This is a genomic window from Flavobacterium limnosediminis JC2902 (assembly GCF_000498535.1).
Classification (GTDB): Bacteria; Bacteroidota; Bacteroidia; order Flavobacteriales; family Flavobacteriaceae; genus Flavobacterium; species Flavobacterium limnosediminis.
This window is the reverse complement of the sequence record NZ_AVGG01000002.1, coordinates 134,030-147,352: the sequence shown is the minus strand read 5'-3', so window position 1 is coordinate 147,352 and position 13,323 is coordinate 134,030. Positions and strand designations below refer to the sequence as shown.

Here is a 13,323-nt window from a genome sequence, read left to right as displayed (position 1 = left end):
TTCCATAGAAGCAGGTATGCAGAAACTTTCCTTGGTTGTTTTGGATATGTAAATTTAGAGGAAATAGGATAAGGTTGAATTTTGCAGTGAGTATATTCGTTGAAAGAATGTTATTAATCGATAAAGGCAACTTTTTAAATTGTAAAAAAATAAAGAGGCCGTCTGTTTCAGACGACCTCTTTTCGGTATTGTGTGGAAAGTAAATTTAGTAAATGACTTTTTTGCTCACCACAACATTGTTTTCCAGTGTAACTTTCACAACCAGAGCGGTTTGTGTCGGGCTTAAAGTTTCTGCCACGAAATGATTCGCATTTACCTTGGAAGATTGCACTAATATTTTACCAAGAACATCGTATATCGCTATTGCCTTAATCGGTTCCAAAGTAGATTTTACATTCAGTTTGTTGTCATTATAAAAAACGATAGAATTCTCAAAAGCGGTTACATCATTATTGCTAAGGGTGCTGTTTGTGTAGCGAAGTACAAAACGATTATCAAAGTCGCCTGCAGCAGAGGTAAAACTATACTGAGTGGTTTTTAGATCATGGATAATGTTTAGTAATCTGTCTTCCAGATAAATATTGGAGTTGTTGAACTCTGTGTCAAAATGATCAATGCCTATCGTGTAATTTCCTTGTGCAGTAGCCTTAAAGCCAAGCGGTACCAAATCATCCTGAACAAACGGCCAAGGGCGTCCCTGAATAGTCAGTTTTTTGTCCGCTCCTAATGAGTAAAGCTTAACAGCGTTACCTGCCAAGGCTTCTCCGTCGAGACCACGATCCCAGTTTAAAGTTGCACCCTCGGCATAGCCTACCAGAATTTGACTGAAACCGCCGTTGTTGTTTGATAAGTTTAACCACAAACGTTGCTTGTTGAAATTTCGTGCATTTGAATTGTTAGCCGTATTCTCTGAACGATAGAAGTTACTATTGTTGTCAAGCACACGCATGCTATTGTTGAAGGTTGCATTTGCAGTGGTTCCGTTTGGCATTGCGTCATCTGCACTGATAAAGAACGATTGTCCTGATGCGATGTATTGGCTAGGAGTTGTTCCTCCAGCTGTGGTTGTTCCTCCCATGTCATTAACTGTAGCATAGTCGCTAACAGTGTAGTTATAGGCATAGTTACCATAGAAAGGGTCTACAACAGCGGCACTTGGAGGTGAATTGTGTGTCCATAAATATACGGTACCATCCACAACAGGAATGTTTGCGGGTAGGTTTAAGAAGCTTACGATGTCAATAGCGGAAGGGTATGGGTTTCCAATTAAGTTCCATTCGTCATCCGCGTCTAAAATAATAGTCGTGTTTCCTGGGACAGTTCCATTCATATTAGCATTGTTTCCTTTTTTAATCGGTATCAAAATGTTACCGTTATTTGGAGTTCCTGTAAAATTAACGGTATGGGTTTGTTTTGGTCCGGTAGTAGGGAATGAGCTTGGGGCTCTGGCAATAATTCCATAGGTTGGATCCATTGCTGTAGCGGTGCCCACACGAGTCCATGTTCCGTTTCCGTTGGCAACGGTTGGGGTGTATTTGTAGATAAGTGTTGTGCCCGATGTTAAATTTCCGACTGGGAAAGCTGATGCGGCCGTCACAGGAGTGTTCCAATAAGAGTAGTCTAATCGATGCATTGGAGCGGAAGTTCTCTTGATATGTGCGGTTCCGGTATTGGCAACATTGTTGGTTTGTACTAAACTAGCATCATCTTCTAAAATTATGTCTCCTCCTGCATCAATGTTTATGGTGTTTACGATAGACAGATTGTTGTTCGGATTCACAGTCAAAACGGCTCCGTTATTGACAACCAAGCTATATCCTAATCCGGTGTAAGCTGTTCCGCTGATGGTAGGGTCGTTAGTTGTGTCCGGAATTATAATACAATCTACAGCTGTTGGTATCCCTGCCGGTGTCCAGTTATTGGTTTTGTTCCAATCGGTGTCTACAGATCCGTTCCATACTTTGGAGTTGGAAACTGTTACAGTAGTTTCCTCGGTTTCTTTTAGTGTGCCACCGTTGCATAAAGCGTAAGTTACTTCAGCGGTATAGGTTGTTGTTGCAGTTGGGCAAACATTGATGCTGTCTGTTGTTCCTACAACAGGGCCGGTTGTTCCCGAGCCTTCATACCATTTGATTGAAGTGATGGATGCGCCAGAAGGGACGAATCTATAGGCTTTGTTGGTAACTGACCAATTTGCATCAAGTCCGTTTCTTCCCGGAGCTACGGTTGCAATTGTTCCTGTTGAATTTTGAATTCCAACAATTGCATTTCCGTAATTCCAAGTGGAACAAACATCTTTTTTCTGAATGTATACTTCGATAATATTAGTGTTTTCATATAAAACCATCATTCCGGTATAGAGTAAAGAATTACATGAAGAAGAGAACATCGGGATGTCTTTCCATGATGCCACTAAAGCTCTGCATCCGGAATTTAACGTGATTAATTCCCAGCCGACTTCTCCTCCTTTACTTGGGTCAATGTCCTGATAAACCCCAAATATGGTGTTTTTGAATAAGGAAGTGTCAGGGAGATTGGCGTCAAACTCCCATTCGGAGAAACCTCCAGAAGTGTTTCCGGTTAAATCAAAAGATAAAACACCGTTTGAGCCGATTAGGCATTGGTTGTAATTTGATCCGTAAAAACAGAAGTTGAAAGGAAGGGTGATGACAGGTGACCATACGTCATCTACATTAACGCTTACAGGATTTTCTAGACATCCAAATTGGTATGGAGGATTGTAGGCTATCTCTTCTGTCGTATAGCTTGTTGTTTGTCCTAAAGGCAGGTAAGTTGCCTCCAGATCCACGCAATTGGATGCTGAAGAACAGGTTATGGTGGCAGGATCTGCTCCGAATAAACCCAGTCCTCCTGAAACTACTGAAGGACATCCCAAAGCTGAAGTTCCCAATCCGGTTCCAACAATACAGTTAGGGACATAGAAAGTGATTGGTCCAACCCAAGCGCCTAGGCCTAAGCCACCGCCACAATCGGAACGTACCCATATGTGGTAAGTGGTTGCGGACGTTAATCCGGTTAAGTTGGCGGTTGTTACGCCTGCTCCCGTGCTTCCGGAAGGGGGTGTGCCTGTTGTTGGTGCAGTTGCGTTTGTTGAATAGTAATATTGGTAGCCGTTGTCCGGTGCCGGTACCGCTGCGGTCCAGTTTACGGTTGCTGTTGATGATGATGTAACTGTGACTGCGATAGCCGACGGGTTGCCAGCGCATGGTAGCGGCCCTAAACAGGTTACTTTGTAGTCTTCCGTTTCTCCATATGCGTGGTTACCACATGCGGGAGCGGGGTTATTCATATATGCGTTTCTGATTCTCATTCGGTAATTACCGGCTGGTGTTCCTGTTGGAATAGTTACCGAGCCTATAGAGGCTGGAGAACTTAAATACCCGGTCGTTATTGCACTTTCACCACTATCTGAAAAATCACCATCGTTGTTCCAGTCTACCCATGCAGTATAACCGTATGTACTGGATGGATGTGTCGCTGTTAGGTTAAAGTTTAAACCAGCATATTGCGAAACAAAATGTGTTGCGGTGTAATCGATATATCCTCCGGCACTAAAGTTGGTTCCGGTGTTGGAAATGTTAGCTGTTCCTCCGGTACTTGTCACGCCACTGATATAGTACGAAGTGTTACTACTGTTATTTGCAGTACAATAGTAAAATGGTACAACCGCATTTCCGGTTGCAGGACTTGTTGTTAAATATAAAGGGCCTCCGGTACAAATTGTGTTATAAGAGTATACGAAGAAATAATAGGTTACCCCTCCGGTTAATCCTGTTAATGAAAAACTGGTGTTGTTGTCTATGTCTGCAACCGTATTCCCTGCACCAACAGTTCCGCCTGCGGTATATGTTGTGCCGTTTGCAGGTGATGGGGCTACTCCTGTAGTGTTGTAAACTACTAAATAGTTCGTCGGAGCGGGGCTTGCTGCGGTAAAAGAGCCGTTAATAGAGCCGTTGGCCGGTTGAGTCAATGCCAAAGCGCTTGGTTGTGCTGTTGGAGTTGTACATGCCGCGCTTGCTGTTACTGTGAAAGTGTAGTCTTCGGTTTCACCGCTGGAAATTGAGCCACAGACAGTTGGGTCTGTTTCTAAAAAATCGGCAACAATTCTCATTCTGTGGTTGCCTATTGATGCTGTTCCCGGAACCGCAAAGGAACCTGTGAAACTTGAACCGTAGGCTCCCGATGCATATACTTTTTCTCCGGCATCGTTAAAGTCGCCATCGTTATTCCAGTCTACCCAGATATTGAAACCAAAGGTTCCTCCGGTAAATGTCGTCGAAAAATTAACGCTTGAAAATTGTTGTTGGGTTACCGTTTGTCCGGTAAAGTTGCCGTATCCCATTACAGAATATCCGGAGCCATTATTAGTGATGTTTGTGGATCCCAGTGTTGTCGAGAAGTTGTTGATATAATACGATGAATCTGATGCAGTAGAAGCACAGTAGAACAACGGTGTGGTGGTATTGCCGGTTAAAGGAGATGTTGTTAAATACAATGGGCCACCTGAACAGCTATTGTTGTTGTAAGAGTATACAAAGAAATAATAAGTTGTGTTTGAGAGTAATCCACTGACAGAAAAAGATGTGTTTGTGTCTATGTCTGCTACAGTTCCATCTGTAATTGCTCCACCAACGGAGTATGTTGTTCCGTTAACGACTGTAGGAGGTGTTCCTGAAGTGTTATAGACTACCAAATAGTTTGAAGAAGCTGGTGAAGCTGCTGTAAACGAACCGCTAATGGTCCCGTTTGAAGGATGTGTTAAGGCTAAAGTGGTAGGTTGTGCAGTAGGGGTGGTGCACGGAGTACTTGTCGAAGCGCAAATGCCAAACGTTCCATTGTTGTTGTTGCCGTACTCAAATATCCTTATCCAAATCGTGGTGCCTGGGGTTAGCCCAGTTCTTGTTATTGAAGACATATTGCCATTGGTACTGCTGTCATCGTCGCATGCCAATAATGTTAATGCTCCGCAGGTACCTGTGTACCAAGCCATGCCGCTGTCTGTCATTCCACCTGTTTGTGTGTCAACTGTGACTTCTCCGTTTGCGGGAACCACAACTGAAAACCATACGTCTCCACCTGAATACAGTGAACAACTTGGTGCTGGAACTCCTGCACTTGCGGTTGCATTAGCATTGGTGTAGGCAGTGTAGGTACATGTAGTGTTTACGGTAAGGCTGATTGCTGAACACGGTTCATCATTTGCCGGAGGTGTGGGTGGTGTTGTAATACATAGTGTGAATGTTCCTTGATTCGACCCGCTACTATTGCTGTATATCCTTATCAAATAAGTGTTTCCAGCAGTTAGCCCCGTTAAAGTTAATGTTTCTGCTGTTGCGCCTGATGTTACGTCTGCGCATCCGAGTGAGCCTGTAACGGTACCCGCACAAGCTCCGCTGAAAACCTGAAGAACTATGTCTGATAGTGTTCCGGGTGTCGCTGTGATTGTGTGTGATGTGGTTGTTGCGGTAAAACTATACCAAACGTCGTCATCCGCTGTTCCTGCACAGGATACCTGTGACTGGGTTGCTGCAACTGTAGTTCCCGATGTTGTTGTGGTGCATGTTGTAGCCGGATTAACCGTTAAGGCTATGGCTCCTGCGCAATTGTCGTTTGCTGGAGGGGGTAGTATATAAGATAATGTGATGCCTCCGTTCATGCCTGAGCCGCTTGTGCTTCTATCGCCGCCGCCGCCGCCGCCGCCGCCGTAATTTACAGTTGCGTTGCTTCCTATATTGTCGGAACCTCCATTCCCGCCTGCTCCACCGAAGCTAGCTACTGTCATTCCTCCTGTTCCTCCTGTTCCGGCACTTGTCCCGTTTCCGCCATTATTACCTGGGCCGTCGCTACCTGCTGCAGAGCCGCCGCCGCCGCCGCCGCCAGAGCCAGAGCCGCTAGAATTACCATTACCTGTTCCGCCGTTTCCTCCGTTTCGAGTTATGTCGCCTATTGAATTTGACGCTAAACCGCCATTGCCTCCCGCAGAAGTTGTGTTTGTTGCAGCAGAAGTTTTACCTCCTTCTGCTGTAGTTGTTACTCCGTTTAAAGTTATTGTAGTGTTGCCTCCATTGTTATTTGGTGTTCCTCCGGTGCCAACTGTTACAGTATAAGGATAGGATGTTCCGGGAACTACAGTGATGGAGCTTTTGGCGTATGCACCACCACCACCACCACCACTAACATGGCCTTTGTTGCTGCCGGCGGTTCTACCTCCACCTCCGGCTCCCCAAGTTTCAACTGTGATTGAAGTCACTCCGGCAGGACAGATCCATGTTCCCGAAGTTGTGAGGTGCACTGTTACGGTTTGTGAAAAACCGGTGGCGGCCAGGAATAAGAAAAATAGGGTAGCGGCAATAAGATTGATTGACTTCCTTTTAAAAATTGTTGTGTTTTCCGTTTCCGGATGCTCGTTTTTTTTCGAACGAGTTTGTTGTAAAAATCGGTTAGCAGAGTAATTTTTTTTCACTTGTAAATAGTCTTTGTAGTTAGAAATATCGCAATTCATTATAACAAAAAAATAATAATCGGTGAAATACTTGTTTCGTCGATGAATGTATTTTTGTGCGAATATGAAAAAAAAAATCTAAAAAACATGTTTTTGTTTTAAAAAATTGTTAACAAGTTTGTATATGTTATATTTATCCTGCCTTATTTGTTATATTTTTTTATTTTGGATTGGGTTTCTAATAATGCTTTTTTGTAAAAAAGAACGCCTCGGAAAATTCCGAGGCGCTTTTTGGTTTATTTACTGTTTCTGTTTTTAAAACAGTATTTTTTTGGTAATAAGAACGCCATTTTCAAGTTCGATTTTTATAATTAGGGTTTTGGTTGTGGGAAGTATATTTTTAATTTCAAAATCACTACTGTTGATTTTTTTGTAAACACCTATTGCTTTTCCTAAAACATCGAAAACGCTAACTTCATTTATCGCTTCCAAATTCGATTTAATATTGATTTTTCCGTTGTTGTATACGAATACTGAATTTTCAACAGTGGTAATCTCTGTGTTGCTTAGCGTGTTTTCGGTGTAACGTAATACAAATCTCGTATCAAATGTTCCTTGTTGCGCTGTGAAACTATATGGAGCCGTTCTTAAATTGTGGATTACATTTAAAAGACGGTCCTCAAGATAAATGTTCTGACTGTTGAATTCTTGGTCGATGTGGTCGATACCAATCGTATAGTTGTCCTGTGCTGTTGATTTGAAGCCCAACGGAACAATGTCATCCTGAACAAATGGCCAAGGTCTTCCCTGAATGGTTAGCTTTCTGTCTTCCGTGAAAGAGTAGAATTTAACGGCATTACCCGCTAGCGCTTCCCCATCCAAACCTCTGTCCCATCCGAGCGAAGCACCTTCTGCATATCCTATTAATATCTGACTGAAACCGCCGTGATTGTTTGATAAGTTCAGCCATACTCTTTGAGAAGCAAATTCGTTGGTATGTGAAGTTTCATTTTCTGTTCTGAAGAAGTTGTCGTTATTGCCTGTAACACGCATACTGTTGTTGAAAATCGCATTTGCTGTAGTTCCGTTGGCCATGGTGTCATCCGCACTAATGAAAAAGGACTGGCCGGCTCCAATATATCTTGTAGGAGCAAGTCCCCCGCTTGCAGCAGTTGTTGTACTGCCTAACGAGTTTACTGTCGCATAATCATTTACGGTGTAATTCAATGCATAGTTGCCATAGAAAGGGTCAGGTGTGGTAGCTAATGGAGGCGTGTTGTGTGTCCATAGATACACGGTTCCGTCAACTATAGAAGTGTTGGCAGGGTTGTTAAGGAATGAAACGATGTCTATTGCAGACGGATACGGGTTTCCGATTAAATTCCATTCGTCATCCGCATCAGTAATAATGGCGCCACCTACCGAAGTTCCTACGTTTGCATTAGTTCCTTTGGAAATCGGCATGGAGATGTTTCCGTTATTTGGTGTTCCTACGAAATTCACAGTCTGCGCCAGTTTTGGTCCGGTGGAAGGGAATGACAATGGAGCTCTTGCGATATATCCTTTGGTCGGATTCATGACAGTTGCCGCGCTTTGTCGGGTCCAGATACCGTTTGCTCCTGCCTGGGTTGGGGTGTAGCTGTAAATGTTTGAGGTAGCTGTGGTAAGATTACCTAATGTAAAACCGGAAGCTGCTGTAACAGGGGAGTTCCAATAGGTGTAGTCTAAGCGGTACATCGGTTGGGAAATACGCTCCATGTTTATGATTCCGGTATTGGCTACGTTGTTTATTTGTACTAAACTGCCTGTGTTTTTTATGTTGAATATTCCGGTTGGGCTTACTTCGACAAAATCAGTAATTGTTACCGAGTTGCTTGGGTTTATGATTAAGGTGCCTCCGTCTTTTACCTGCAATGTTTTTCCGTAACCATTATAATTTGTTCCGATAACATTTGAAGTATTTGGTGCTGGAGGGATGATTACGCATGTGTTAGCATCCGGTACTCCTACAGGCAGCCAGTTGTTGGCATTATTCCAGTCGCCATCGGTTCCGCCTTTCCATACTTTCGATTTGTTGTTGATAGATACATTTTGGCTCACATCACAACCGTTTGACAGGGTGGCTGTAGCTGTAAAACTGTAAGTGGCATCTTCCAATTGCGCAAGTGTTGGTCTGATGTAAACAGTTGTGATCGGTGTTCCTGTTACATAAGGAATAGTGCAACTCGCGTCCTGGAAAGCAGCTACCGGTGTAGCACTGGACCAGTCAAAAGAAGTGCTCAAAGGAACATTTCCGAATAATTTGAAATTGTCAATTGCTAATCCGTCGCACCATTCTCCATAGTAGCGTATACGTACCTTAAAGTTTGGTTGATTGGTATATGCGTTTAAGTTGTATGACTTGTTTACGAAGCGGGTTCCATAGCCAATATCAGCAGTATAGCGGTCTATTTCTGTCCACGCGCCACCGCCATTTGTAGAAACATCCACAGTAACATAATCTAATCCTAAACTTGTCCCATCTACGTAGTATCTTGAATAATAAATGTCAAAAGACAGGCTTAGGTCAAGGTAGGTGTTTGTGCTGATGGTTGGAGAAAGAATTGCATTATGGGTAACATCTTCTCCGGTATCCGAAGTTGACATGGCAAAACCATTTCCTGTTAATCCTGAGGCAATTGCCGGGAACCAAACCTGTTCAGAAGGAACAAATGTGCTGGCTTGATTTTGCCATTCGGAAATTGCATCGATTGCACCTCCGTTGCTTACAATGTTGCTGTTTGTCATAACACCCAAGCCGGCATTAAATAGTTCGTTAACCAAGTAGGTTAATTGTTTGTCTCCGGTTGCGGTTAGTGAAAGCACATTGTTTTCGCCACAAACTTCCGGTACGGAAGGGGTGAAGCTTAGTGTGGCTAATGGACTAATAGTTGCGACTACTTTGGTTCTGGTTAGTGATTCGCAACCATTGAAAGCGGTTACCCAATAGGTGGTTGTGGTTGCTAAAACAGGAGTCGTCCAACTGCCCGTTGCGGTGCTTGCCAAAGGGGTGCCGCCGACTTCTGTTGTGTACCAACGATATTCGGTAGGAGCACCTGCGCCAGTTGCGCCTAAGACTACATTACCGGCACCACAATTTACACCGTCAGTAATACTGGTGATGGTGGCAGAACAGCTGGCTATCACTGTAAAGGTGTAATCTTCGGTTTCGCCATAGTAATCAATGTTTTGGCAAGAATTGAATGTGCTGATAGCATCCGGGTCGTATGGTGATGTATCGTCATCTTTGTTGATTCTGATCCTGATCCTGTAGTTTCCAACCGGTTGTACAGCCGGGATAACGAATCCAAAAGTGGTAGAGTAGGAAGCGATTCCGCCCACATCGTATACAGTTTCACCTGCATCAACAAAATCACCGTCTTTGTTCCAGTCTACCCATGCTTTTAAGTAACCTCTGTTGGTGGTTTGTGTCGAAATATTAACCCCTTGTCCCTGCGCTTGTCTGGAGCGACTGGCAATCGTGGAAAAATCCTGATAGCCTCTGGGAGCCGATGAATAAGTGGAACTGTTGGAAATATCATTCAATGTTCCCACAAAACTGATACTGGTAAAGTAAGTCAGACTTTCATCGCCGGCCGCACCAACTGATGGTGTACAATAAACCGGGTCAGCCGTTGTGGTGGTTGTAGTGCCGTTTAATGGGGTAGTGGTGTTGTATAAAGGACCACCGGTACATAATGAGTTGTATGCAAAAACAAAGAAATAATAAGTAGTGGATGGCGTTAAACCGGAAGCTACAAATGTAGTGTTGCTGTTAATGCTTAATACGGTATTTCCGGCTCCCACAGTTCCTCCTACAGTGTATGTGGTTCCGTTTGTTGGGTTAGGTGCCACGTTGGTTGTGTTTATGACTACTAAATAAGTGTCGGCAGCCGGAACGGAAGGAGCAAATGAGCCTGCAATTGAGTTACCGCTTGGTGTCAGCATCAGTGCGGTTGGTTGTGCATTCGGAGTAATACATGCCGGTGGCGTCAATAAGGTTACGGCATAATCTTCGGTTTCTCCAGAGGCAAAAGAGGTACAAGGGTTTCCGGATCCATTTGTGTTTCCGCTTGCTCTGCTTCTGATTCTTATCGTGGTTAATCCCGGTGTGGCTGTTACAGGGATTAATATGTTAACATTGCCGTTTGTTCCTGTTGTGAAGACCTGAGTCCATTCTGTTGCTTCAAAAGTTCCGTTCGCATTGAAGTCAATCCATGCCGAAACTATTGAGGAGCTATTTGTGGTAATGCTTAAGTTGTAAGTGCTACCGATTAGTAAAGTACTGGTTGGTGTTCCGGATGTCGCATAATTAGTATAGGAAGTTCCGTTAGTGTCGGCACAGCCGGTTGTATTGTTTATGGTGTTGAAAGTAACATTTGTTATTGTGTTTGAACACGATGAGCTATGAGCCGGAACGCAATAGGTTAAAGCACATGGAGTTGTTGCTGTAGTAAAAGAAAATGTTGCAGAAGTGATTGCGTCACCACAAGCATTCTTCGCAACGATTCTCCAATAGTATGTAGTGTTGGCTGCTAAAGCTCCCGTGTTGTAGGAGTTTGTTGCAACGTTTGAAGTTACAGATCCCGGTACACTTCCCGCACCGAAGTAAACATCATAAGAGGTAGCTCCTGCGGCAGCTCCCCAAGAGATGCTTGATACTGTACCACCTCCGGCATAACAAACTCCGGTTGCTCCATTTACAGGTGTTGGGGTTGCTACTGTTGAAGGAACGGTGGTAACGGTTAAAGTTCTTAACGCCGAAGTAACAGAGCATGTGCCGTTTGTGATGACAACATCAAAGTTGCCTGCATCTCCTGCAGCCGGATTGGTAATGGTTAAAGTAGCGGTAGTAACACCACTGTAAGGTGCTGTGTCGGTTAAATTAACGCCATTTCTTCTCCACTGATAACTTGTTGCGGGTGCTGTCACCACACTGAAAGAGCCTGTACCTGTTGTACAAATACTTGTTCCCACCGGTTGTGTAGTGATAACCGGGAGTGGGGTTACGGTAAAAGTAGCTGCTGAAGTGGCGGTCCCTCCCGGTGTTGTAACTTGTACGGTTCCTGTGGTTCCGGAGCCTACGGTAACAGTTACTGTTGTGGCGGTGCTGCCTGTAATTGTGGCGGCAGTCCCGCCGATGGTTACGGCAGTTGCGCCAGTTAAATCGGTTCCGTTGATTGTTAAACTGCTGCCCTGACAGCCACCGGCTGCTCCTAAACTTGTTATGGTTGGTTGTGATACGTGTGTTACACATACTGTAAATCCGTTAGCGGTTAAATCGCCGTAATAATCGTGAATTTGAATTTTGTAATAATTCCCAATGGTTAAACCCGTAAGCGTTAGTGTTTCAATGCCATCGTCTAGGGTGTTATCAATACATGTTCCTCCTGTTGGGGTTGTTGCTGAACCACAAGTACTAATAACTTCAACTACAGCATCAAAATTTGCAATACCGTCAACGGTAACAACGTGTGAAGTTGCTACTGCCTGGAATTCATACCAAACTGCATTTTCGGTTCCTATTGTACAATCTCCGGTTTCGTTGTTGTCTGTTGCGCCTGAGGTTGAGCCTATAGTAGTTGTGCATGTTGTATTGGATGTTAAAAGTATTGCGCCTGAACAAACATCGTTTGCGGGTGGCGGCACATAAGCTCTTAATGCTACTAGTATAGCTCCGTTTCTCTCTCCAGAAGTTAATGTGGAAATACCGTTACCAGTTGCTCCTGCAGTAGCTTTAAGAGCCCAAGCCCCGCCAATTGATACTGTGTTTTGTATGTCATATAATTCGGTTAATCCACCTGGTGAAGTTGTTGTCCATCCTGACCAAGTTGAACCGCCAGAACCACCTAACATGATAACGGCAGCGTTGTTAGTGGCGGTTGTGATTCCTGTAGCCGTAACAGTAGTACTGTTGGCAGTATTTATTGTTCCGAGTGTAACGTCAAAAGGAGTTGTGTTATCTACTCCTGAAAAGGCAAGTATTGCGCCGGCAGATTTGTCTACATCGGCATCTAAATTAAAAGTGTAATTTGCAGGCTCACTGACTCCTGCTATTTTGTAAAGTACGCTAACCCTTCTGTCAGTTCCGCCTCCAAGATTTGCACCGTCTATTGATGTCCATCCAGTACAAGTCGGGTTTGAAAGGGTATTCGTTCCTCTTTGGGTAATATTCACAATCATGATATCCCCGGCGATGACCCCTGTTGGTTTGTTGATGGTTAGAGTTGTTACAGCATTAGCTGTTGCAGTAGTGGCAGTACCTCTTTGTGCAATTTGAGCATTTGCAGCATTTGTTATAAATGAAAGGAAAAGGATTGAAAGTAAATTTCGTAAGAATTTCACATTTGTTTTTCTTATTTCAAAGCGGCAGGTAGTTCCTCTTTTCGAGATAGTAGTGATTGAGTAATTTTGTTTCATAAGTGTAAAAAAATTGATGCTGAATTATTTTTAACATTCAAGGGATGAGTCTTGAGAATTTTTGAATACATCAAAGGACTGTTTATGTGTAATTTTTTATAAGAATTTTTTATATCGCCTTTTCATTGGTATTCTGATGAAAATCAGAATAGTGTAATTTGAAACCATATTTTTAGATTTAACTTGATTTTTATAAATCTAAAAAAAGAAGTGTTATAAAAATGATTAATTTAAGTTCATGATGTGTTTTTGTTTTTGTTTTGATTCTATTTTGTGATTTTTTACACAACATTCTCAGTGATTTAAGCGTCTTAAGGCAGGGGGATTTCATCCTGGCTTCATTTATTTCAAAACAGTTTGTTTTTTAAAATATAACAAAATAAATATTATTTGCCGTTTTA

Annotated in this window: 2 protein-coding genes; both read right to left on the bottom strand. The window is 43.3% G+C overall.

Annotated elements, in window-relative coordinates:
• Positions 1-205 precede the first annotated feature (205 nt).
• Positions 206-6,484 carry a GEVED domain-containing protein gene (locus FLJC2902T_RS03385; protein WP_155958850.1) on the bottom strand — a complete coding sequence of 2,093 codons (6,279 nt, stop codon included), beginning with the start codon at positions 6,482-6,484 and terminating at the stop codon, positions 206-208.
• Between the two features lie 294 nt (positions 6,485-6,778).
• Entirely contained in the window at positions 6,779-12,922 is a 6,144-nt protein-coding gene (locus tag FLJC2902T_RS03380; protein ID WP_023578376.1) for a GEVED domain-containing protein, read from the bottom strand.
• Positions 12,923-13,323: the final 401 nt, after the last annotated feature.

Coding starts and splice junctions, on each gene's coding strand:
- FLJC2902T_RS03380 (WP_023578376.1), bottom strand. CDS start 12,922: ATGAAACAAAATTACTCAATCACTACTATCTCGAAAAGAGGAACTACC.